Here is a 24,294-nt window from a genome sequence, read left to right as displayed (position 1 = left end):
CGAGGCCGCCCGGGCATTACTGCCGGAGGTTGATTCGAACCTGCGACGACCTGCGTCCGGAGGCGAGTTGATTGAGATCCGTTCCAGTCTGGCAGACGGTTCCACCGCCACCCGCGTGATCGTTGCCGCCGTCGTGGCGGTGTCCCGATGGCTGGGGCAGGCGGATGTGTCCTTCTCGGTCCGCGTGGACGGGCAGACCTTTCTGCGGACGGCGCGGGTCGGGACCGATCTCACCGCCCGCGATCTGGCGCGGCAGCTCGGGCCGCTGCCCGCCGGCGACGCGATGCAGATCGGGGTGACGGATCTGCCCGACATGCCGCCGCTTCTTGTCCGCATCGACGATGACACGGAGGCGGGCGCGCTGTTCGATGCGGACCCGGACGACCCGGATGCGGCAGGCATTGCCGCGATCGCGCGTGCCGTCCTGCGCGATCTCGCCGCGCGGCGTGACGCCGACCTGGCCGACCTCGCCGACCTCGCCCCTGCCCGGTTCGCCCCGGTCGAGGGCACCCGGCCCGCGGATCTGCCCGGGCGGGGCAGCCCGCTGCAGGGCGGCTGCGTGGACATGGCCAGCGGCGAGGACCTGACCGGCCCGGCGTTCGAGGGGCGGGTCGCCGCGATCATCCGCCTGCTGCTCGCCCGCCGCATCGGCCCTGGCGCGGTCGTGGGCGTCGCCCTGCCGCGCGGCACCTGCACGGTCGCCGCCTGGGTCGCGGTGCTGCGGACCGGGGCCGCCTTCCTGCAGCTCGAACCCGACCTTGGGGCCGACCGCCGCGACCGCATGGTCGCCGAGGCTGACCCGGCGCTGGTCCTGATCCCGTCCCCTGCCGACGCCGCGCTGTTCGGGCCCGGCGTCGCCACGGCCGTGGTCAGCAGGGGCAGCGCCCCGCCCGTCCCTCTGGGCGAGATGCAGACGCCCGACGACAGCGACCCGGCCTATCTCATCTTCACCTCGGGCAGCACCGGCACGCCGAAGGCGGTCGTGATCGGGCGGGGGGCGCTGGACCATCACACCCGCGCGGTGGCCGAGTCCTTCGGGCTGACCGCGCGCGACCGCGTCCTGTCATTCGCCGCGCTGGGCTTCGACGTGGCGATCGAGGAAATCCTGCCCACCCTCCGTGCCGGCGCGACGGTGGTCCTGCGCAGCGACGCGATGCTCGACACGCTCGACCGCTTCGTCGACGAACTTCACGCCCAGCGGATCACGGTCCTCAACATCCCCACGGCGTTCTGGCGCCTGCTGACCGGCAGCCTTCACGGCTCCGGGCGGAAGCTGCCGCCGAACCTGCGGCTGGTGATCGTGGGGGGCGAGCGCGTGCCCGCGGCCAGCCTGGAAAAATGGCGGCAGGTCGCGCCGGGCGTCACCTTCATGAACGGGTACGGCCCGACCGAGACGACCGCAACCGCCACCATCCACGTCGACCGCGGCGAACCGCTGGGCCACGACAGCGTGCCGATCGGCGGCCCACTTGGCGCGGCGCGGCTGGCGGTCATGTCCCCCGACGGGTCGCCCGCGCCGAAGGGACGGCCGGGGGAGCTGTGGATCGGCGGCCCGGGGGTCGGGATCGGCTATCTCAAGCGCCCGGAACAGACGGCGGAACGGTTCCGCGCCCTTCCGGGCGCCCTTGGCCGCGCCACCAACGGCGGCGGGCGATGGTTCCGCACCGGCGACCGCGTGCAGCCCGCCGCGCGCGGCGAGCTGGTGTTCCTCGACCGGATCGACCGGCAGCTGAAGCTGAGCGGCTACCGGATCGAACCCGCCGGGATCGAGGCTGCGCTGTGCCGCCTGCCCGGCGTGGCCGAGGCGCATGTGGCGGCCCACGCAGACGTGCTGGTGGCCTGGGTCGCCGGCGAACCCGACGAAAAGGCGGTCAGGGCGGCGCTGCGCGCCGAACTGCCGCCCGCGCTGTCGCCCCGGCTCATCCTGCTGCCGGCCATGCCCCGCAACGATCGCGACAAGCTGGACACGGCCGCGCTGCGGCGCCTTGCCGCCGGCGGGGATCCGGCGGCCGCCGGCCGGACCGACCCGCGCGTCCCGGCCGACGCGGCCGAGGCGCAGGTCGCGCGGATCATGGGCGACCTGCTGGCGCAGGAACCGCTCGATCCGCACCAGTCGTTCTTCGACCAAGGCGGCAACTCGCTGCTGGCGATCGAGCTGTCGGAACGGCTGGCCGGGCTGTTCGGGCGCCGCCCCACCCTGCCCGCGATCTACAACCAGCCGACGCCCGCGGCGCTGGCGCGCATCCTGCAGGCAGGGGACGAGGCGTCCGACGACCGGCTGGTCGCGATCCAGCCGCATGGCGACGGCATCCCGATCCTGGCGATCCACGTCCTGGGCACGAACGCCAACTACTACCGCCCGCTCGCGCAGGCGCTGGGGACGCGGCACCCGGTCTGGGGCCTGACGGTGGGGCTTCTGACCGCCGACACGCCGACCGAGGTGACGGAGCTGGCCGAGCTGTACCTGCGCCAGATCCAGAGCTTCCGCCCGACCGGCCCGGTGGCGATCGCCGGGATCTCGCTGGGCGGGCACGTCGCCTACGAGGTCGCGGTGCGCCTGCGGCAGGGCGGGCGGGACGTGCGGATGCTGGCGCTTCTGGACACCGAAGGGCCGGGCCTGCAGCGCCGCGCCACGACCGACGAACGGGCGCGGCGGCTGATCAACCGCTTCAGGAACAGCCCGATGGGCGCGCTGCGCCACTACGGTTCCACGCTGAAGGAGGAGGCGCAGCTGGGGCTGGGGCTCATCCGCATCCACCTGCGCCGCCTGACCGGGCTGCGGGCGGAACGGCCGATCCTGGCCGACTTCGTGGCCGCCAACGTCGCCTCGGTCGCGTCCTACCGGCCGCCGGTCTATCCCGGACGCGTCGTGGTGTTCGCCGCCATCGACGACATGGGCGAGGCGGAACGGTCCGGCCTGTCGGCCCTGGGCTGGAAGCGCGTGTGCCCGGACCTGCGGTTCGCGGCGATCCCGGGCGATCACCTGGGCATCCTGGAACAGCCGGGTGTCGAGCACATCGCGCGCGTGATGGCCGACGAGCTTCGCTGATCGGATCACCGGGCGCGCCTGGCGACAACGGCGGGGCGTCCGTCGGTCGGGGCCCGGCAGGCGCCCGGCGTCAGCCCTGCGCGGCGACGGCCGGGGTGGCCGCCACGTCCTCTGCCTCGTCGCTGCCGAGGTACAGATAGACGCCGAGCGCCGCCGAGGCCGCAAAGATGACGGCGGCGAGCGCGTAGCGGCTGGACTGGCGGACCCGCCGGGCCGGCGAGGGCAGTTGCGGGATCGCCGCAATCGGCACGACCCCCAGCTTGCGTTCGACCGCGGCCGCGGTCCTCAGCACCGGACGGCGCGCTTCCATCAGGAAGATGGCGATCAGCGCCAGCGCAAAGCTGCCCGCCGCCCCCATCGCCATCACCCGCTTGCGGCTGGAGCTGAGAGGATAGTCCGGCGCCCGCGCCTCTTCCAGAACGACCATGCTGCCGCTGGTGCGGTTGTCCTGCAGCGACTGCCGGCTTTGCGCCTGCGCCAGCTGCAACGCCACGTCCGAAAGCTGCTGGACAAGCTGCGCCTGCTGGCGCTGGAACCCGGCGAGTTCCTGTTCGATCAGCGGCGCGCGTTCCAGCGCCCGCTCGATTTCTTCCTGCCGGGCGGCGATGGTGCGCTTCTGGCGCTCCAGCGCGTTGCGCTGGGATTCGATCAGCGCGACCTCGCGATCCAGCTGGGACACGGTCTGAACCGCGCCGCTGGACCGGATCGATGCGATCTCGTTCTGGATCCTGCGGACCTCGGGGTGGTCGTCGGGCAGGAGCCGGCGCGCCTGCGTCAGTTCCGAGCTGAGGCGGGCCAGCCGCGACGCGACCGTGGTGTCGGCGTCTTCGGAATCCGGTTCCTCGGCCCGCATCTGCGCGTCCAGCTGGTCGCGCTCGAGCGCCAGCGACTGGCGTTCGAGCTCCAGCTGCAGCTCGCGCAGCTGCGCCATCTCGCTCCGCAGCGCCTCGGCCGCCTCGGGCAGCGATTCCTCGTTCGCGTTCTTGACCTCGCCGATCTGGGCATCGACCCGGGCGAGCTGCCGGCTCAGCCGTCCGGCTTCGCCGTTGAGGAAGGTCAGCGCCTCCTCGGTGCCGCGGGTGCGTTCCTCACGGTCCTGCGCGATCAGGCTGGCGGCAAGGTCGTTGGCGACCTGCGCGGCCTGCCGCGGGGTGCCGGCCTTGCTGGAAATCAGCAGCGCCGCGACCTCGCGCCCGGTGCCGGGCGTGGTGCCGCCGCCGGCCGAATCGATGATGCTGATGCGGTTGCTGTCGCGAAAGGCGAACAGCTTGTCGTCGTCCGACATGGCGGACTCGTCCTTGAACAGCTCGTGCTTCTCGATCAGGGCCAACACGTTGTCGCGCCGCATCAACTGCTGTTCGATCACCTGCAGCCGCTGCGCCTGCGCCGCCGGATCGTCGCCGGCGAGGCCGGTGTTGCGAAGCTGGATCAGGGTCGACGTCTCGAACACGGCGGGCTGCGACAGCGCGTTGACCAGCGCGGCGAGCATGCCGAGCGACAGGATCACCGCGAACGGCACGATCCGCCGCCGCAGCATGGACATCAGGTCGGCGAACGATCCGATCGGGCCCATCTACGCCTCCGCCTCGACCAGGACGACGCCGAGGATCGGGGGTCCGTCCTCGTTCAGGCGGTCGCAGTCCTTCAGGTCGGCGGGCACGGTGCTGGTGCCGTCCGACACCATCAGCAGCGTGTCGGCAAGCGGCAGCCCGGCCAGCCCCGCGTCGCCTTCCAGCATCGGCGGCAGCACCAGCAGCGTCACGTCGGGCGCAAGGTCGGACATCAGCGCCGACAGCGCCCCGGTCGACCGGGGCTCCTGCAGCGTCTCGCCCGCGAGCGGGTCGGGCACCGCGTTGCCGAGGAAGGCGAGGTTGTCGCCGAAACGGCCGACCGCCGGCACGAGGTCGGCGCCGTCGCGCATCGCCGCGCCGAGTTCCGGCGCGCGGCCGATGCCAAGCGCCAGCGCCAGCCGGGGCGTGCGCAGGTCGAGGTCGACCAGCAGCACCCGCAGGCTGGGACGCCGCGCGAGGCTGAAGGCGAGGTTGGCCGCCGCGAACGCCGCCGCCGGACGGTTGCGGGGCTGGGTCAGGCCGACCCGCTTCCAGCCGCGTTCCTCGGTCGCGCCCAGCATCCGCGTCCGCAGCACGTCGAACTGTGCCGCCGCGGGGGAGTGCGGCGCGAACAGCGACGGCAGCCGGCGCTTGACGGCGGGCGCGGCGGGCAGCGGCAGCGCCCGCAGGTCCGTCCATGCGAACGGTTGCCGCGCATGTGCAGCGGACGGCGCTTGCGGGGCATGGGGCACGGGTGGTGCAAGCTCGGGCAGGGACGCGATGAGGGTCATGCGTGATCAAAGGGGGGCAGACCTGCGGGTCCGCGGTGACGGGATAACCGGGGCATGATACGATCATCGCCTGACGCAACACAACAGCAGCTCGTTTCAAGCTTGATGCACATTCCCGACACACCCGCCCCCGACGACGCCGCCGTTCCGCCCCGCCCTGCGCTGGGCGCCGTGGCGATCGGCCGGAACGAGGGCGATCGGCTCCTGACCTGCCTGCGCTCGCTCGTCGGGCGGGTCGGCCGGGTGGTCTATGTCGATTCGGGGTCCACCGACGGCAGCGTCGACGCCGCGCGCGCGCTGGGGGCCGAGGTGGTGCAGCTCGACCTGTCGCGCCCCTTCACCGCGGCGCGTGCGCGCAACGCGGGTATCGCGACGCTGATGGATGGGCCCGCCTGCCCCGCCTTCGTGCAGTTCGTCGATGGCGACTGCGAGGTCGTCCCCGGCTGGATCGAGCTTGCCGCGGACCGCCTTGCCGCCGATCCCGGCCTTGCCGCCGTCGCGGGCAGGCGGCGCGAGCGTCACCCCGACGCCAGCCGCTACAACCGCCTGATCGACGCCGAATGGGCGACGCCGGTGGGCCCAGCCCGCGCGATCGGCGGCGACGCGATGCTGCGGGCGGATGCGCTCGCGGCGGTCGGCGGCTACCGCGAGGACCTGATCGCCGGCGAGGAACCCGAGATGTGCCTGCGCCTTCTGCGCGCGGGCTGGCGGATCGAGCGGCTGGACGCCGAGATGACCCGCCACGACGCCGCGCTGATGCGGTTCGGCCAGTGGTGGACCCGGGCCCGCCGCGCCGGCCACGCCTTCGCCGAGGGCGCGGCGCTGCACGGCGCCGGTCCCGAACGCCACTGGGTCGCCGAGACCCGGCGGGCGTTGCTGTGGGGCGCAGCCTTGCCCGCGGGCGTGGTCGCGGGCGCCGCCGTGACGCCTGCCGCAGCGGCGTTGCTGCTGGCCTATCCCCTGCAGATCGCCCGGCTATCGCGCCGGATGGGGCTGGAACAGGCCGCGTTCACCACACTCGGCAAGCTGCCCGAGGCGATGGGCGCGATCGAGTACCACCTTCGCCGCTCGCGCCTGGGCCGGCCTCGCGGACTGATCGAGTACAAATGACCGAAGCCCGGCTCAGCATCATCATACCCGCTTGCAACGAGGAAGCGCGGATCGGCGCCTGCCTGCGGTCGATCCTCGATCAAGAGGGGCTCGATCAGGGCGGAGACAGTGCGGGGGCGCTGCAGGTCGTCGTGGTGCCGAATGGATGCCGCGACGGCACCGCGGACGCGGCGCGCGGGTTCATGGGCGACTTCGCGGCGCGGGGCTGGCCGCTGACGGTGGTGGAGCTTGCGGCGGGCGGCAAGCTCGCGGCGCTGAACGCCGGGGATGATGCGGCCGCGTCGCCCGCGCGGCTGTATCTGGACGCCGACATCGTCCTGGGGCCGGGGCTCCTGGCCGGGCTGCTCGCGGCGCTGGACCGCCCCGAGCCGGTCTATGCCGGGGCGCGCCTGAAGGTCGCGCCGGCGACATCCGCCATCTCGCGCCGCTATGCGCGCTTCTGGCAGACGCTGCCGTTCATCACGCGTGGCGTTTCCGGCGCGGGGCTTTTTGCCGTGAACGCCGCCGGACGCGCGCGTTGGGGCCGCTTCCCGGACATCATCGCCGACGACGCCTTCGTGCGCGGCCAGTTCGCCCCATTCGAGCGGGTGCTCGTCGACGCGACCTATTCCTGGCCGATCAGCGAAGGCTTCGGCGCGCTGGTGCGGGTGCGCGGGCGGCAGGACGACGGGATGCGCGAGCTCGCGCGCCTGCATCCCGCGCTGATGGGGAACTTCACCGACCGCCCCAGCCGGGCCGAGCTGCGCCGCCTTGCCGCAGCGGACCCGGCCGGGTTCGTGACCTACGCGGCGATCAACCTCGCCACCCGGCTGCGACGCCAGCGCGGCGGCTGGGTACGCAACCGCTGAACCCGTCCGCCGCGGCGTTCAAGGCGCCGCCGGGGCGGTGCCCGCCTGCACGGCTTCCCATGCAATTTCCTGCAATGACGCTGCAAGTTCCGGTGACGGCGCATCAAATGGCTGTGCGTATTGGTTGTACAACTGATGCGGGAGTCCGACGGGTGTATTTCCCGTCAAGGCAGCGTAATGCACCATTGCTAGGAAATAGAACCCGATATCATTCGGGTGAATGTCGTCGCTGAACAATTGATGGATGTCGGTGATCCCCGGCACCGTCCCCGCGGCGATCGCGTCGGTCAGGCGGGCCATCGCGGCGCCGCCAGGCACGATCCCGATGTCCATCTTCGAGCGGCGCGACGCCTTCTCAGCGGCCTCCACCCACATTTCACGCTCGGACACAAGACGTCCGCGCCACGGCAGCGCCCCGTCGGAGTCGTAGGGGATCTCCTTGCCAGTGCCGCTGTCGATGTTGGGCCAGGTCTCGTAGAGCCAAACCTGCTTAACGTCGTTCTTGCGCGCCAGTTCCGCCCAATTTCCCAAGTATTTGCCGGTGTCATGCCAGCGCAGCGCGTTCCTGAGCGGGATCTGTTCGGTCAGCACCACCGCGTCCACGCCACCTTCCTCGATGAAGGCGCGGCCGTCGATGCCCTCGGCGGTCTTGTGATCCTTCCAGTTCAGTTCCAGCGGAGAGCCGCCGATGATCTGGTACTCGACTTGCGAATCAGGTGGAAGCACGCCCTCGACCATCTGCGGAAGATCCTGCCCGACGAGGCTGTGGCCCACGAACAGGACCTTGAGAGAGTCTGCCAGCACACCAGAAAAAAGCATTTAGTCACCGTTAACTATCGTTAAAGTTGCATTAACCATTGGGAACCTATCCGAAAGGATAGTCCGCCGACTCAATTTCTCATGATCGCCCCCGAAGCGAAACATTTTACTTCACTTCGAGGAATGTCCCGGCGTAATACATCCTCACCGCCACGTTGGGTATTTTATTAAAGTTCTGCGGTTAAAGGGGTTCGCCCATCATGATGAGTCAAGTAGACCTGCATGCTTCATCCGCGTCGCGTCGCCACGGCACTGCCGGGGAAACCGGGGCGTGGACAGGTCTGTATCGGCGCTCGGGTAAGCGCGTTCTGGACGTGACGCTCGTCCTGCTCGCCGCCCCCTTCGTGCTGCTGGTCGTCGCCATCCTGGCGGCGATCGTGTGCTGCGACGGCTCGAACCCCTTCTACGTCCAGAAACGGGTGGGACTCGGCGGCCGGATCTTCCGGCTGTGGAAGCTTCGCAGCATGGTTCCCGACGCGGATGCGCGGCTGGCCAGTCACCTGGCCCGCAACGAACAGGCGCGGATCGAGTGGGCGGAAACGCAGAAGCTGCGCCACGATCCCCGGATCACGGCGTTTGGGCGGTTCCTGCGCCGCAGCTCGCTGGACGAGCTGCCGCAGCTGTTCAACGTCCTGAATGGCGACATGAGCCTGGTCGGCCCGCGTCCCATGATGGTCGAACAGCAGTCAATGTATCCAGGAACCGACTACTTCCTGCTGAAACCGGGCCTGACCGGGCTGTGGCAGGTGTCCGAGCGGAACGGCACGACCTTTGCCGCCCGCGCCGGTTACGATGCCGAATACAACCGCGTTCTTTCGCTGGCGACCGACCTGCAGACCATCCGGCAGACGGCCACGGTGGTCATGCGGGGCACGGGTATCTGACCGCCTGACAGGCTTGTCCCTGACATCATGCCCGGGGCCGTTCGTGAAGGACGGCCCCGGGCTTCCGTCCATGTCATGCCACAGCGCCCTGATCACGCCCATCGCGACCAGCACCACGGCGCCCACGCCGACATAGGCCGCCGCACCCCACCAGAACCCGGAGTACCAGCCCACGGTCGCAGCCGCGGTCGCGGCTGCGGCCACTGGGAAAAGTAGCCATGGTGCATTCACTGGTGTCGAGCCCCGGATCAGGAGTTTTCCTTGAGGTCAAGGTTATGCCCGATCAACAGTAAATGATAGGTTAACAAAGCACCACATCGTGCCATGCGCGAACCATTGCCGACAGCGACGGAATCGCGCCGACGACTTCGGCCCCGGCCAGCCCTGCCTCAGTGAACGGCCCATGCGAGCGCCACGACCAACGCCCCCGCGCCGGCCAGAACCAGGTCCGTCCTCGGCGACCAGGCTTGATAGTGTCGCGCCACGGCAACGGTCACGGGGTAAAGAATCACCCCTGCCGTCGCCTGCCCGCCCAGCGCCCCGTAGAGCCCCCAGTTGTGCGCGCCGACCAGCAGGCACAGGACATAGACCACTGCACGCGTCGCCTGCACCATGAACAGCCGCCGCGAATCACCACGCGCCAGCGGCACCGCCTCGTAGCCCAGCGTCACGAGCGCCGGGATCTGGATGAGCGCGATCATCATCACCAGGTGCCCGGCCATCTCGTAGCGGGGATCGTAGAGCACGCGCACGAGCCACGGCCCCCCGAGCGCCAGCATCGCGACCGCCATGATCAGGAACAGGTTCAGCCGCAGCCGGACGCGTGCGATCTGGCCCGCGTTCTGCGGCTCGCCGCCGGGCAGGACGTCGCGGTAAAGCGGGATGAACAGGCGCCCCGCGATCGCCGCGCCCAGCAGCGAGGGCACGCTGCCCAGGAAATAGGCGATGTTGTAGATCCCCAGATCCTGCAGCGTCAGGTACCGCCCGAGCACCAGCCGGTCGCCCTGGAAGATCAGGAAGCCCGCGATCGTGCTGAGGAAGATCCAGCGGCCGAAGCTCATCAGCTCGGCCATCGGCCCCGGCGCGATGCGGAAGCGGTTGCGGTGGCCAGGCATGCCCAGGTGGATCACCAGCACGCTCACGGCGGTGCCGATCACCCCGCCGATCACCAGCGCCCAGACCGATTGCATCCACGCTGCCAGCACCACGGTGATGACGATCGCCACAAGCTGCGTCAGCAGCTCCAGCATCGTCAGCCGCCCGACCAGCAGGTGTCGCATCGCCGTGTCCATGCGCGTGGGCATCAGCCCGCCCACGACCAGCGACAGCGCGGCCACGGGGAACACCTGCGCGAAGATCGGCTCGCCGTAGAACCGGGCGACCGGCCACGCGATCAGGGCGGCGAACACCCACAGCACGACGCCGCGGAGCGCCTGCACGCTCCACACCGTGTCGAGGAACTCGGGCTCGTCGCCGTGCCTGCTCTTCTGGATCGCGGGGCCGGTGCCCATGTCGCTGAACATCATCAGCCCCATGACCAGCGCGTTGACGAGCGCCATGGTGCCGAACGCCTCGGGCATCAGCAGGCGGGTCAGCACCAGGTTCGATGCGAGCCGCATCGCCTGCGTGCCGACATAGCCCATCGTCGTCCAGGTCGAGCTTCGCAGCGCGCGGCCGCCAAGGCTGTCCCGGCGCCAGAACGTGAACATGCGGGAAATCACCGGGGCGAGCCTTCAAGTCTGCGTCGTGGCGAGGAGAAGCTGCACCTGTATGGACATTTCGCGAGCCGGACGCCAACCTGAAAAAACCTAAGTCCGAGGCGATGATGACTTTCCGCGACCCTCCCGCGATCGGATACGTCGTCAACACCTATCCCCGTCCCTCGCACAGCTTCATCCGCCGCGAGATCCGCGCGCTGGAGACGGCAGGCTGGACCATCCACCGCTTCGCCATGCGCGGCGACCCGGGCGCGCTGGTCGATCCAGACGACATCGCGGAACACGCGCGGACCGAGCATGTCCTTGAAGCCGGCGCCGCAACGCTGGGGCGCAGCTTCGCTCGCGCCGCGGCCCGGGCGCCGGGCGCCGCCCGCGCCGTGCTGGCGGCGGCTCGGGCGGGCGGTCCCCGCCATGCCGCCTACCTGGCCGAGGCGGGCCGCGTCGCGGAACGCGCGCGCGAACTGGGTATCCGACATCTGCACGCGCATTTCGGCACGAACTCGACCGACGTGGCCCGCTACGCCGCCCGCCTTGCCGGGATCGGCTACAGCTTCACCGCGCACGGCCCCGAGGAGTTCGACGCCCCCCGCGCCCTTCGCCTGGGCGACAAGCTGGCGGATGCGCGCTTTGCCGTGGCGATCAGCCATTACGGCCGCAGCCAGCTGTGCCGCTGGGTCGATCACCGCCATTGGGACAGGATCCACGTGGTCCGCTGCGGGATCGAGCCCGCGCGCTTTCCCGACCCGCCGCCGATGCCCGACATGGGGCCGCCTGCGGGACCGCTGCGGCTGGTCGCGATCGGCCGCTTTGCCGAGCAGAAGGGGCACCTCGCCCTGCTGCCCGCACTCGCCGCGGCGCGTCAGCGGGCCGACATCCACCTCACGCTGGTGGGCGACGGGGAGTTGCGGCCCGAGATCGAGGGGCTGATCGCGGCTCGGGGCCTTCGGGGCCACGTCACTCTGACGGGCTGGCTGGACGAGGCGGGGGTGCGCGCGCAGCTGGCCGCCAGCCACGCGCTGGTCCTGCCCAGCTTTGCCGAGGGCCTGCCGATGGTGGTGATGGAGGCAATGGCGCAGGGCCGCCCCGCGCTGGCCACCGCGATCGCGGGGGTGCCCGAACTGGTGACGCCCGGCGAGACCGGATGGCTGGTGCCCGCAGGGGACGAAACCGATCTGTCCCGGGCGATGGTGGCCGTGGCTGAAACGCCGGTGAAGGACCTGGCGGCGATGGGCCTGCGGGGACGAGAGCGCGTGCTGGCGCAGCACGACGTCGCGGCAGAGGCCGGGAAGCTCGCTCGCCTTTTCACCGCCGCCTGCGGGCAGGCGGGGGCCTGATCGCGGGAGCCAGGACGGCGGGGCAAGACGTCGGCGCCGGTCCGCGCGCCTACAGCTCCCGTCCCTGCTGCCTCAGCGCGCGGCGGCGCGCCATCGCGTCGGACTGCGACGGCGCGGCGGGCGGCGCCGCCTGCGGTGCCGCGGCGGCCGGCGCGGCAGGCGCGGCGGCGGCCGGAGCCGAAGCGGGGGCCGCAGCCTTCGGTGGCAACGCGCCGCCGACATGCGCGGCAAAGTCCGCCAGCACCGGGAAGCGGAAGATGTCGGTGATCGACAGCCTCGGCAGGCCGAGTTCGGCCTTCATCGCCCGGTGCACCTGCACCGCCAGCAGCGAGTGTCCGCCAAGCGCGAAGAAGCTGTCGCGCGGCCCGACGCGGTCGAGCCCCAGCGTCCGCGCCCAGATCGCGCCGACCTGACCTTCGAACGCGGCCGGGTCGCGCTGGCCGGCGTCGGTCGCAAGCCCCGCCCCGTTCGCGGCCGCGGCACCCGTCGCCTGCAATGCCGGCGCCTGCGACGCCGGCGCGGTCGCCGGGGCGCGCGGAACGCTCGCCACCGCAGCCGGCAGGTCCATCCGCGCCAGCGTCTTGCGGTCGATCTTGCGGTTCGGGGTAAGCGGCAGTTCCGGCAGCACGACGACGCGCGACGGCACCATCACCTCGGGCAGCACCTCGCGCAGCGCGGCGCGCAGCGCCCCGGGGTCAAGATCCCCCGCTCCTGTCGCGAACGCCACCAGCGCAACCCCGCCCGCGGCATCGGTGCGGGCCACCACGACCGCCTCGCGCACGCCCGGCTGGGCTTCCAGCCGCGCCTCGATCTCGCCAAGTTCGATCCGGTGGCCGCGCAGCTTCACCTGGCTGTCGACGCGGCCGAGGAACTCCGGTACGCCATCCTCCGTCCAGCGGACGAGGTCGCCGGTCCGGTACATCCGGGCATCGCCGCCCGAGAACGGGTCCGGCCGGAACGCCGCGCCGGTCAGGTCGGGGCGGTTCCAGTAGCCGCGCACCACCCCCGCGCCGCCGATCCACAGCTCGCCCGCGACGCCCGGAGGCATCAGCCGCCCGCCCTCGTCCAGCACGTAGAGCCGCGTGTTCGCGATCGGCCGGCCCAGCGTCACCCGCCCGCCCGCGTCGGCAAGGTCGGCGGTGGTGGACCAGATCGTCGTTTCCGTCGGGCCGTACATGTTCAGGATGCGCGCACGGGTCAGGTCGCGCAGTTCGGCGAGCAGCGCGGGCGGCAGCGCCTCGCCGCCCAGCATCAGCACCTGCAAGCCGCCGATGGCACGCGCCGCGGTCGGGTCCGCGACCAGCAGCCGCGCCATGCTGGGCGTGCATTGCAGGTGCGTGACCTTGTGCCGCCGCACCTGCGCGGCGATGGAAAAGTCGTCCCGCGCCGGCCCGGCTTCCGCATTCACCCGCGCCACCACCTCGGCGAGCGGGCGCAGGCCGTCCAGTACCGTGGTGGTCGGGATGCCGTAGTCGATCAGGCAGGCAATCTCGGTCACGCCGATTTCGCGGATCTGGGCCACCCGCGCCAGCGCGTCGTCCACCGTCCCGAACAGCCCGCTGTCGTTGAAGTAGCGCAGGAAGGCGAAATCGAGGATCCCCTCCATCTCGTCGTCGGACAGCGCGCTCAGGTCGATGGCGTTCGCGTCGGTGACGCCCGCCGGTTTCTTGAACGCGGGGAAGGCCCAGGCGTACTGCTTCACCAGCCCCGCGGCCGCGCGCAGGTAGTCCTTCATCGGACCGCGCGCAGTCTCCTCCGCCTCGTCGCGACTGGCGGCGAGATAGGTGTGCAGCATCAGCGTGACCGAGAAGTCCGCCGGGTCGTGCCCGGCCTCGCGCAGCGCCGCGTGGTATTCGGTGATGCGTTGCTTCACGTCGGCGACGCTCTGCCCCAGGAGGTGGGTCAGGACGTTCGCGCCGTGGCGGCCGGCCTCGGCCCAGGTCTGCGGGCTGCCCGCGACGGTGACCCAGATCGGCACCTCGTTCGACACCGGGCGCGGCTGGGTGACGACGCCGTGCATCGCCCCGCTCGCGGTCGGAAACTCGACCGTCTCGCCGCGCCATAGGCGGCGGATCTGGTCGATCGCGACGAACATCGCCGTCTTGTTCGCGGGCGGCGTGTTTTCGGGGCGCAGCACGAAGTCGTCCGGCTGCCAGCCCGAGGCGATGGCGAGGCCCGCGCGCCCGTTCGTCAGGTTGTCGATGACGGCCCATTCCTCGGCGATCCGGGCCGGGTGGTGCAGGGGCGCCACGCAGCTGCCCGCGCGGACCGACAGGTTGCGCGTGACGGCGGCGACGGCCGCGCCGGTCACGGACGGGTTCGGATAGGGGCCGCCGAAGGCGTGGAAGTGGCGTTCGGGCGTCCAGACCGCCTTGAAGCCATGGGCGTCGGCGAAGCGCGCGCCGTCCAGCAGCAGGTCGTACTTGCGCGGCCCCGCCCCGTCGTCGTTGCCCCAGTAGAACAGGCTGAAGTCCATCGCGCCCGCGCCCGCGCCTGCCGCGTCCGAGGTGCCGCCGACCGCCGCCTTCATCGCGTCGCCCGCCAGCACCACGGTCAGTCCGCGCGACAGCGTCCAGAAGATTTCCAGCACCGAGATGTCGAAAGACAGGCTCGTCACCGCCATCCAGACATCGCCCGCCTTGTGCGGGATCCGGTCGTCCATGCCGGCAAAGAAGTTCGCGGCGTTGCGATGCTCGACCATGACCCCCTTGGGCGTCCCGGTCGAGCCGGAGGTGTAGATCAGGTAGGCGAGGTTTTCGCCCGTCGCGCGGTCCTGCGGCGGGGTCGCGGGCTGCGCCAGGACGGACGGATCGTCGAAGGTCAGCACATGCGCGCGATGGTCCGGCAGGCTCGCGGTCAGGTCCGCATCCGCCAGGATCACCGCCGCGCCGCTGTCCGAGATGTAGTGCGCGATCCGGTCCGCCGGATAGGCGGGATCCAGCGGGACATAGGCCCCGCCTGCCTTCAGGATCCCCAGCGCGCCCGCGACCAGGTCCGGCCCGCGCGCGGCGAACAGCCCGACCGGCTGGTCGGGGCCGACGCCCAGCCCGGCCAGCGCGCCCGCGATCCGGTTGGCGCGCGCGTCGAGTTCGGCGAAGCTGAGCTTGCGGTCCTCGAACACCAGCGCGGTCGCGTCGGGCGTCAGCGCCGCCTGCCGCGCGAAGGCGGCGTGCATCGTCACCGGCTCGACCTCGCGCGCGGTGTCGTTCCACGGACCGAGGATCCGCGCGCGGTCGTCGCCGGTCACCAGCTCGGCCGCCCGCAGGGCGCCGTCCGATGCGGCGAGCCTGGACATCAGCTGGCCCAAGGCCGCCACGGTCTGCGCCGGAAGCCGGGCGGAATCGAAGCCCAGCACCAGCCGGTCGGCAGTTCCTTCCGGCAGATGCAGCGTCAGCCCGCGCCCGTCGTCCGCTGCACCCGGCGCCGCCACGGCGGCAAGCGGGCGCGCCATCGCCGCAAGCTCGGGCACCCGCAGGGGCAGGTCGGCAAGCCAGCCCTCGCCTTGGGTCTGCGCCCGCGCCGCGGCGACCTGAGCGGCCAGGGCGCCCAGCGTCACGCCCGGATCGCTCGCGTCCACGTGCAGCGGCACCCAGTCGGACAGGTAGCCCGGCGCGGCCGCCGGACGCAGCAGCGCGAGGTCGTGGGCGTCGAGATCCGCCGCCCGCGCCAGCGCCGCCGCGAACAGGGCGGTCGCCTCGTCGGCGCTGACAGGACGCGGCAGCGTGACGGTGGTTTCCTGCGGATCGGCCGGGCCGTCATGGGGCTGCCCATCCAGCACGGCAGGCGTCATGCCGATCAGGCGCTTGCGCCAGAAGGCTTCGCGCGTGACCGCCCCGGCGACCGCGGCATCCAGCGCCTGCGCCTCGGCCGCAGCGGGCGACGGCAGCACCCGGCCGGGCGACAGCGACGGCAGCCCGTCGCGCCCGTCCGCCGCGACCAGCGCGTCCAGCCGCACCGCGCCGTCCGCGCACGCGACGACGATCGCCTGGCCGTCGCGCGACAGGATCGTGCCGGGTGCGCCCTGCCCCTGCGCAACCTCGGCCGCGCCCACGGCGACCACCCGCCCGTCGAGCGCGATCTTCGGCGTCAGCAGCGGGTTCGCGTAAGGCCCGTGGTCGAGCCCGCGGACCAGCGCCACCAGTTCCGCCGTCGGGCGGTGGAAGTCGAGCCGACCGGCGGCGGCGGGACGCTTCGCCCGCTCGAACAAGGTGCGCCGCGACAGGTCCTGCGCGGTGCCGGGCGCGTCGGCTTCCAGAAGCGCCAGCAGTTCCGCGAAGCTGCCCTGCCCCGCCTCCCACGCCTTTGCGTTCAGCGTCAGGGCGGTATCCTCGGGCTCGATCGCGAAGTCGCGCTGCACCAGGATGCGACCCTCGTCGATCCCGCCCTCGATCCGGTGCCAGGTGATGCCGTGCCGCGTCTCGCCCGCCATCCGCGCCCAGGCCGGCGCGTTCAGTCCGGCGTAACGCGGCAGCGGGCCGTCGTGGAAGTTGACCGCGCCCTTGCGCGCCAGCGCCAGCACCGCATCGGGCACCAGGGTCAGGTTCGCGATGCTCAGCACCCAGTCGACCGCCGTCCCGTCGAGCGATCCGTCCCGCAAGGCCTGCGGCGCGTGGACCGGGATCCCCGCCTCGCGCGCCCAGGCGGCGGTGCCCGCGTGACGCGTCACCACGGCGGCGATGCGGTGGCCGCGTGCGCGCGCGATCTCTCCGCATTCGCGGGTCAGGGATTCGTTGCCGATCAGCAGCAGGTCGAGAGGCGTCATGGTCATCTCTTGCGTCGGGGGACAGGGCCGCGCGCGCGGCGAGGGACAAGGCCGCGGCTGGCCACGGCGCGCAGCCCGCCGGACGGGCGGTCGTCGCGCCCTTCCAGCTTGGCGCGCAGCAGGAACAGCCACCCGCCGCCGAGATGGGCGAGGTTGGCCGCGACCGCGCCCGCCGCGCCGAGGTTCTTGCGGAAATAGTGCTGGCGCGAATCGAACCAGTAGCCGGGACGCTGGCTCATCTCCTTGATCCCCGTCGAGACCGAACCGATGTGCTCGACCACGCTGCTGGGGACGTAGTGGGTGGGCCAGCCCGCGTGCGCGGCGCGGCGGCAGAGGTCCGTTTCCTCGAAATACAGGAAGAACGTCTCGTCGAACCCGCCGATCCGGTCCAGCATGGTGCGGCGCATCATCATGCTCGCCCCCGCGACCCAGTCGACCTGTTCGGCGTTCGCGGGCGCGGGCCGCGACACGAGGTGGCGGCGCAGAAGCTTCGTGACCGGGCCCGTGCGGGCCGGTCCCTCGAACTCGCTCGCGACCGAGGGGAAGCGGAAGGCGGTGTCGTGCAGCACCCCGTCCTCGCCCACGATCCGGCTGCCGGCGATGCCTACGGCCGGATGCGCGTCGAGATAGTCGCGCAGCACGCCGATCGCGTCCGGTTCGGGAAACGCGTCCGAGTTGAGCAGGTAGACGTAGTCGGGCGCCCCGCCGTCCGGCAGCGGGTCGAACATGGCGACGTTGTTGCCCGCGCCGAAGCCGCCGTTGCGCCCCGACTGGACCACCCGCGCCCGGGCCAGCCCGGCTTGCGCGACATGAGCCGAGATCCGTTCGAAGCTGCCGTCGCCGGAATCGTTGTCGACGACCGTGATCATGCCCGGAATGCCGTCCATCGCGGCGACCGCGCAGTCCAGCGACCTGATCGTCATCTCGGCCGTGCGCCAGTTCAGGATGATCGTGTGAACGCTGCCCGCCATGGTCACGCGGCCCCGCGCAGCTGCGGCCCGGCGACGCGGACCCGTTCGTCCACGGCGGCGAGTTCCCGCGCGATCCGCGCGGCGAGGATGCGGACCGACGGTTCCAGCACCATCGAATCGTGGTCGCCCGGCACCTCGGATACCTTGAGGTTCGGCAGCCACGGCCCCCAGTCGTTGTCGGCGGTGACATATTCGCGCGCCGTGCTGACCCAGCGGTCGCCCGACACCTTCCAGCGCCGGTCGAGCCGTGGCCGGTACAGCGTCACCGGCCCGTCCCACTGCCGCATCCGGAACCCCGGCAGCGCGGACAGGAAGGCCGCGTGGACCGCGTCGTTGTGGAAGCTCTGCGCGCCGACCTGGGCCGGGCCCTGCGCGCGGCGGCGCAGCTCGCGCTGCCACTCGCGGCGCTTGCGGATGTAGTCGCCGATGAAGGCGCCCTTCTGCTCGCGCATCTCGCCCAGGCGGATCAGCAGCCGGTCGCGCCGGGACAAGGCAGGCCGCATCGGGATCGGCGTGTCGAGAAGGACCAGCTGCCCTATCTCGTGGCCCGCGGCTTCCAGCTGCAGCGCGATCTCCAGCGCCGTCAGCCCGCCGCCCGAGAAGCCGCCGACCAGCCACGGCCCTTCGGGCTGAACCTGCCGCATCTCGGCGATGCAGCTCGCGGCGGCCTCGGCAAAGCTCGCGTGCGGCGCGTCCTCGCCGTAAAGCCCCCGCGCCTGCAGCCCGTAGACCGGCCGCTGCGCCGACAGACGCTGCGCGAGCGAGCGCAGGTTCAGGACGTTCCCGAACATCCCCGCGACGATGAAGAACGGCAGGCCCCCGCCCGGCGGACCGGGATTCATCGGCACCAGATGCGTGAAGCGCGAGGCGGGCGCGGACGCGACCAGCCGCGGCCGTTCCGGCGCCTCGGCGCCGTCGCCCGCGGCCGGGTCGATCCCGGTTTCCGCGACGATCCGTTCCGCCAGCCGCGCGATCGTCGCCGCCTCGAACAGGGTCGAGATCGGCAGGTCGGCGCCGTAGCTGCGCCGGATCATCGCAAACAGCCGCACCGCCAACAGCGAGTGCCCGCCGAGGTCGAAGAAGCTGTCCTCGACCCCCACGGCCTGCACGCCCAACAGCTCGCGCCAGTAGCCCGCGAGCGCGCGTTCCAGGTCGTTGCGCGGCTCGACCATCGCGGTGTCAAGATCGGGCCGCTCGAAGTTTGCCGCGCCGTCGGTGCCGCTGGCCCGGGTGTCGGCCAGCGCATCCGCCTCGGCCACCAGCGCCGACAGGTCCATGCTGGACACCGCCACGATCGCGCGGCCGGACACAAGCGCGCGGCGCAACGCCTCGGGTCCGTCGGCGCGGGGGATGCCCTGCGACAGGCTGCGGGCGAGACGGCGGCGGCCGGGATCCTGCGCCGCCTCGACGCCCGCATCGCGGACCAGCTGGCCGGGGGCCGTCACGCCTTCCAGCCCGCGCTCCAGCCGGCGGAGCGTCAGCCCCTCGGCCTCGACCAGCACCTCGCCCGACGGGGCGGCGATGGTGATGTCGAAGCGGGCGAAGCCGTCCTCGGCCCGGTTGCGGTCGGCGTTGCGGACCCAGCTCAGCACATCGGCCGGCAGGGGTGCGCGCACGGTCACGCGGCCGTAGGACACGGGAACCCAGGCGGTCTGCGGCGACCAGCCCTCGATCAACTCCATCGCCCAGCCGGTCGCGATGTCCATGAGCGCGGGGTGCAGCAGCCAGCCCGCGTCCAGATCGGCGCGCGCGTGGTCGGGAAGGCTCAGCCGCGCCAACCCCTCGCCCTCGCCCAGCGCATAGCTGCGCAGGACGCGCCAGCGGGGGCCGAAGTCCAGCACCTCTTCTTGCGCGGAGCGCATCGGGTGGCCGCGGTCGGAAGCCCCCTGCGGCATCCGCGCGGCAAGCGCGCCCGGGTCGATCCGGTCGTTCGCGCCCGCGTCGGCGCCGACGATCCGCCCCGTCGCGGTGCGCAGGCGGACCCCGCCCTCGCCGGTTTCCGCGAGGATGTCGAAGCGCCGCCCGTCGCCCTGCGGCGTCAGTGTGACGCGCAGGCCGCGCGGCTTGCCCTCGGCGACGCTGAAGGGGCTGAGGAAGGTCACGTCCTCGAGCGCATAGGGGATGCGCCCGCCGCTGGCCGCGACCGCCTGCGCCGCGATCTCAAGAACGCCGGTGCCGGGCAGCAGCGCGCCGCCGCCGTCGCGGAAACGGTGTTCGTCGATGATCCAGTCGTCCGTGGACAGCGTGCCGTCGAAGATGACGCCGTCGCGGCCGTCGGTGCGGGTGGCAAGCAGCGGGGCGCCGCCGACCGGCAGGCGGGCGCCTTCGCCCGCGCCCGCGAGCGCGGCGGCGGCCATCCCGGTGTCGGCCCAGATGCCCCAGTCGACCGCGACGGTGCGCCCGAACGCGGCAGGCTGCGACGCGGCCACCGCGTTCAGGTATTCGTTCGCGGCCACGTAGTCGACCTGCCCCGCCGGCGCGATCGCCGTGCTGGTGGAGGAGAACAGGACCGCGAGCTTCAGCGGCCTCGCCCCGAAGACGTCCACCAGCGCGCGGGTGCCGTGCAGCTTCGCGGCCAGCACGTCCTCGACCCCGCGCTCGGACTTGGTCAGCAGCGGCGCGTCGTCCACCTGGCCCGCCGCGTGCAGCAGTACGTCGATGCGGCCGAAGCGACGCTCGACCTCGGCCACGGCGGCGGCGAGCGATTCGCGGTCGGCGACGTCGCCCGCGACGGCCATTACATCGGCCCCCTGCGCCTGCAGGTCGCGCAGCGCGGCCAGGCGGCGCCCGGTGGTCGAGGCCGGATCGGCGGCGATCCGGGCGCCCCACTCCTCCGGCGGCGGCAGAGGGGAACGGGCCAGCAACGCGAGCTTCGCCCCGCGGCGGCGGGCGAGATCGGCGCCCAGCGTCAGCCCGATGCCGCCCAGGCCCCCGGTGATCAGGACCACCGCGCCCTGCGGCACGTCCCCGGCCGCGCCGTTCTCGGCCAGCGGCGATGGCACCCAGCTGCGCGCGAAGCGCCGCCCCGCGCGCCACGCGGCGACGCGGGGGCCGCCCGAGGACAGCAGGTCCTCGACCAGACGGTCGGCGCGGTCGTCGGTGCCGGGGCGCAGGAGACCCGGCGCCTCCACGTCGACCAGCCGCGCGTCGAGCCAGTCCAGCTCGCGCGGGCCGACACCCACCGGCCCCAGCGCCAGCGCGTTTTCCGGGAAGGGCACCGGCTCACCCGCGACGGCAAGCGCGCCGGTGGTCACGGCGACCAGTTCCAGAGGCTTTTCCGCGCCCTCGTCGGCCAGCGCCTGCAGAAGGTAAAGAAGGCTGTAGAACCCCTGCTCCATGTGCCGGTGCAGAAGGCTCGACCCGGCGCGGGCGGTCTGGCGCGGGTCGGCGAGCCACAGATGCGCGACCCGGTCCGGCAGGCGGTTCTGCAGCATCAGCGCGGCGACCAGCAGGTCCACGTCACGCCGCCCGAGTTCGGGCGAGATCTGGAAGCGGTCGGGGCCCAGTTCGGCATAGCCGTCGCCCGGCACCACCTCGACCACCTGCTGGCCCGCCGCGCGCAGACGCGCGACGACCGCGTCGCCCAGCCCGCTTTCGTCCACGAACACCAGCCAGTTCGCGTCCGCGACGGCGACCGGGCGGCCGTCCGCGCCGATCTCGACGTCGGGGGCGCTTTGCCGCCAGGCGGGGCGCCAGCCCCAGTCGGCCATGTCCTCGCGCCGCATCGGCGGCTCGGCGGCGTCGTCCACGCGCGGCACGGCCGGTTCGATGAAGTAGCGGCGGCTCTGGAAGGCATAGGTCGGCAGTGGCACGCGGTTGCGCGCCGCCTCGCCCCAGAGCGGGGCCCAGTCCACGTCGGCGCCCAGCGCCCAGAGGCGGCCGAGCGCGGTCACGAACCATTCGTCGTCGGCGATCGCGTGGTCGCGGTGGCGCAGCGCGCTGACGACGCGGCCGGCGGGCACGCCGTTCGCCTGGGCAAGCGCGCTCATCGCGCGGCCGGGGCCGACCTCCAGGATCACGCGGGCGGGATCCTCCTTCAGCGTGGCGGCGCAGGCGGCGAAATCGACCGTGCCACGCAGGTGCTGGACCCAGTATTCCGGGTCGGTCGCCTGCGCCGCCGTCAGCCAGCCGCCGCCCCGGTTCGAGACGACGGGGATCGCCGGTTCCGACAGCGGGATCGAGCGCAGGAACGCGCGCCATTCGTCGAGGATCGGATCGAGCATCCGCGAATGCGCCGCGATGTCGATCGCGATCCGCTGGCACTCGATACCTCGCGCGGTGAGCGACGCCTCGAGCGCGTCCAGCCGCTCCACCGGGCCCGACACGACGCTGAGCGCGGGGCCGTTGATCGCCGCGAGATCCAGCCCGCCCGCGGCAACCGCGCCCGCCTCGGCCATCGCCTCGGCCGCGGGCAGCGACACGCTGAGCATGCCGCCCGCCGGCACCCGGTCGAACAGCTGCCCGCGCAGCAGCACCAGCCGGATCCCGTCGCGGAAGCCGAACACGCCGGCAAGGCAGGCGGCGGTGTTCTCGCCCATGCTGTGGCCGCCCAGCGCGGACGGCTGGACGCCCCACGACATGAACAGCTTCGCCAGCGCGTATTCGACGATGAACATGAGCGGCAGCTGCAGCGAGGGCCGCGTGAGCGCGGCGTCCGCTTCGGCTTCCGCCCCCTTTTCGGGCAGCCACAGCGGGCGCGGGTCGGTGCCGGTCAGCTCGGTCAGGATATCGAGGCCCTGGTCCATCCAGTCACGGAACTCGGGCTCGGTGGCGTAGAGGTCGCGTGCCATGCCCGCGTATTGCGCGCCCCCGCCCGGGAACATGAAGGCGACCGAAGGCCCGGCCGGGACCAGGTCATGGCTGAAGACGCGGCGGGAATCTTCGGCCTCCAGCAGGTCGGCCGCCTGCGTCGCGTCGCGGGCGACCAGCACCCGGCGCTTGTCGAAGTGACGGCGGCCCTCCTTCAGCGTCCAGGCGACATCCGCGAGGTTTGCGTCCGGGTTCGCGCGCAGATGCGCGGCCAGGGCGCGGGCGTTCCCGTCGAGCGCCGCACGGCTGCGGCCCGACATGACCAGCAACTGGAACGGCCAGTCCGATTCGCCGCCCTCCGCCCGCTCGGGCGCCTTTTCCACCACCGCGTGGGCGTTCGTCCCGCCGACACCCAGCGAGTTCACCGCCGCCCGCGCGCGCCGGCCGCGATCCGGGAAAGGCGTCAGCGCGTCGTTCACGCGGAACGGCGAGGCGTCGAAGTCGATCACGGGGTTCGGCACCTCGTAGTTGAGGCTGGGCGGCATCTGCCCGTGGTGCAGCGCCAGCGCGACCTTGATGAGGCTGACGCCCCCCGCCGCCGTGTCCAGGTGGCCAATGTTGGTCTTGACCGACCCGATCCGCGCGGCAGCCTGCCCCCGCGCGGTGCGGTAGAAGGCGTCGGTCAGCGCCGCGATCTCGATCGGGTCGCCCAGCGCGGTGCCGGTGCCGTGGCACTCGACATAGTCGATGCCGTCGCCGCCGACGCCCGCCGCGTGGTGGGCCTGCACGATCGCCTGTGCCTGCCCGCCGACGCTCGGGGCAAGATAGCCCGCCTTGTCCGCCCCGTCGTTGTTGACCGCCGTGCCCTTGATGACCGCCCAGATGTGGTCGCGGTCGCGGACCGCATCCTCCAGCCGCCGCAGCATGACGACGGCCGCGCCGCTGCCGAAGACCGTCCCCTCGGCCCGATGGTCGAAGGCGTGGCAGTGGCCGTCGGGGGACAGGATCTCGTTGGGATTGAAGACATAGCCGCGCCCGTGCGGCAGCTCGATCGTGACGCCGCCAGCAAGCGCGGCGTCGCATTCGCCGTTTAGCAGCGACTGGCACGCCTGGTGGACCGCCACGAGCGAGGTCGAGCACGCCGTCTGCACGTTCACCGACGGACCGCGCAGGTCGAAGACGTGGCTGACGCGGGTGGCGAGAAAGTCCTTGTCGTTGCCGGTGTGGCGCAGAAGGAACGTGCCGGTCCCGTCCACGAGGTCGCGGTTCGACATCACGTTGACGTAGAAATAGCTGCCCATGCCGCAGCCGCCGAAGACCCCCACGGGCCCGAGGCTTTCGGGGGTGTGGCCCGCATCCTCGATCGCCTGCCAGCAGCATTCCAGGAACTTGCGGTGCTGCGGGTCCATGATGGCCGCGTCCTTGGGGCTGAGCCCGAAGAACTCCGCGTCGAAGTGATCGAACCCCTCGAGGATCGCGGCCGCCGGGACGTAGCGCGGATCGGCCAGCCGGGCGGGCGATTCCCCGCGCTCGCGCAGCTGGTCGGGCGTCAGGCGGGTGATCGATTCAACCCCGTCGCGAAGGTTCGTCCAGAAGTCGGCGACGGTCAGCGCGCCGGGCACCTGAAGCGCCATGCCGACGATCGCGATGTCGCCGACGGAATCGGCAAGGAAATCGGGTTCAGGTGTCACAGGCGGCACCGCGTTTGG

The 24,294-nt window shown here is 72.1% G+C and carries 12 protein-coding genes; 5 read left to right on the top strand and 7 right to left on the bottom strand.

The features are described from left to right. Window positions 1-67: 67 nt before the first annotated feature. A complete protein-coding gene (locus tag ELI80_RS01870; protein WP_136649288.1) occupies window positions 68-3,049 on the top strand; it encodes an amino acid adenylation domain-containing protein in 2,982 nt (993 codons plus the stop codon). 70 nt (window positions 3,050-3,119) lie between these two features. Here ELI80_RS01870 and ELI80_RS01865 read toward each other — a convergent pair whose 3' ends face one another. Both ELI80_RS01865 and ELI80_RS01860 read right to left on the bottom strand, forming a co-directional pair. After that, window positions 3,120-4,622 (bottom strand): GumC family protein, encoded by a 1,503-nt coding sequence (locus ELI80_RS01865; RefSeq protein WP_136649287.1) that lies wholly within the window; start codon window positions 4,620-4,622, stop codon window positions 3,120-3,122. Continuing rightward, entirely contained in the window at window positions 4,623-5,390 is a 768-nt protein-coding gene (locus ELI80_RS01860; RefSeq protein ID WP_136649286.1) for a P-loop NTPase family protein, read from the bottom strand. It abuts the gene before it with no gap. A gap of 105 nt (window positions 5,391-5,495) precedes the next feature. Here ELI80_RS01860 and ELI80_RS01855 point away from each other — a divergent pair, with 105 nt between their 5' ends. Next, window positions 5,496-6,500 carry a glycosyltransferase family 2 protein gene (locus ELI80_RS01855; RefSeq protein WP_136649285.1) on the top strand — a complete coding sequence of 335 codons (1,005 nt, stop codon included), beginning with the start codon at window positions 5,496-5,498 and terminating at the stop codon, window positions 6,498-6,500. Further along, entirely contained in the window at window positions 6,497-7,348 is an 852-nt protein-coding gene (locus ELI80_RS01850) for a glycosyltransferase family 2 protein (RefSeq protein WP_136649284.1), read from the top strand. The genes ELI80_RS01855 and ELI80_RS01850 overlap by 4 nt, the downstream gene beginning before the upstream one ends. 18 nt (window positions 7,349-7,366) lie before the next feature. Here ELI80_RS01850 and ELI80_RS01845 read toward each other — a convergent pair whose 3' ends face one another. Then, complete coding sequence (locus ELI80_RS01845) at window positions 7,367-8,167, bottom strand: SGNH/GDSL hydrolase family protein (RefSeq protein ID WP_136649283.1); 801 nt, start codon at window positions 8,165-8,167, stop codon at window positions 7,367-7,369. 203 nt (window positions 8,168-8,370) lie between these two features. On the opposite strand from ELI80_RS01845, the gene ELI80_RS01840 reads away from it, so the two are divergent. After that, window positions 8,371-9,051: a sugar transferase gene (locus ELI80_RS01840; RefSeq protein WP_236641284.1), complete on the top strand. Its 681-nt coding sequence runs from the start codon at window positions 8,371-8,373 to the stop codon at window positions 9,049-9,051. Between the two features lie 389 nt (window positions 9,052-9,440). Here ELI80_RS01840 and ELI80_RS01835 read toward each other — a convergent pair whose 3' ends face one another. After that, complete coding sequence (locus tag ELI80_RS01835; RefSeq protein ID WP_143803190.1) at window positions 9,441-10,760, bottom strand: oligosaccharide flippase family protein; 1,320 nt, start codon at window positions 10,758-10,760, stop codon at window positions 9,441-9,443. Between the two features lie 116 nt (window positions 10,761-10,876). Between ELI80_RS01835 and ELI80_RS01830 the strand changes: the two genes are divergently transcribed. After that, on the top strand, window positions 10,877-12,103 hold the full coding sequence (locus tag ELI80_RS01830) for a glycosyltransferase (protein WP_136649322.1): 1,227 nt from the start codon (window positions 10,877-10,879) through the stop codon (window positions 12,101-12,103). A 49-nt stretch (window positions 12,104-12,152) separates the two neighbouring features. On the opposite strand, the gene ELI80_RS01825 is transcribed toward ELI80_RS01830, so the two are convergent. The 3 genes from ELI80_RS01825 to ELI80_RS01815 are packed head-to-tail and all read right to left on the bottom strand — an operon-like array spanning window position 12,153 to window position 24,276. Next, entirely contained in the window at window positions 12,153-16,865 is a 4,713-nt protein-coding gene (locus tag ELI80_RS01825; RefSeq protein ID WP_136649280.1) for a MupA/Atu3671 family FMN-dependent luciferase-like monooxygenase, read from the bottom strand. 2 nt (window positions 16,866-16,867) lie between these two features. After that, window positions 16,868-17,836: a glycosyltransferase family 2 protein gene (locus tag ELI80_RS01820; RefSeq protein WP_136649279.1), complete on the bottom strand. Its 969-nt coding sequence runs from the start codon at window positions 17,834-17,836 to the stop codon at window positions 16,868-16,870. A gap of 2 nt (window positions 17,837-17,838) precedes the next feature. Beyond that, window positions 17,839-24,276, bottom strand: a complete 6,438-nt coding sequence (locus tag ELI80_RS01815) for a type I polyketide synthase (protein ID WP_236641279.1) — start codon at window positions 24,274-24,276, stop codon at window positions 17,839-17,841. Between the last annotated feature and the right edge of the window lie 18 nt (window positions 24,277-24,294).

Source organism: Paracoccus aeridis (assembly GCF_004923205.2).
In the GTDB taxonomy this organism is placed as follows: Bacteria; Pseudomonadota; Alphaproteobacteria; order Rhodobacterales; family Rhodobacteraceae; genus Paracoccus; species Paracoccus aeridis.
This window is presented reverse-complemented; position numbering and strand designations above follow the sequence as displayed.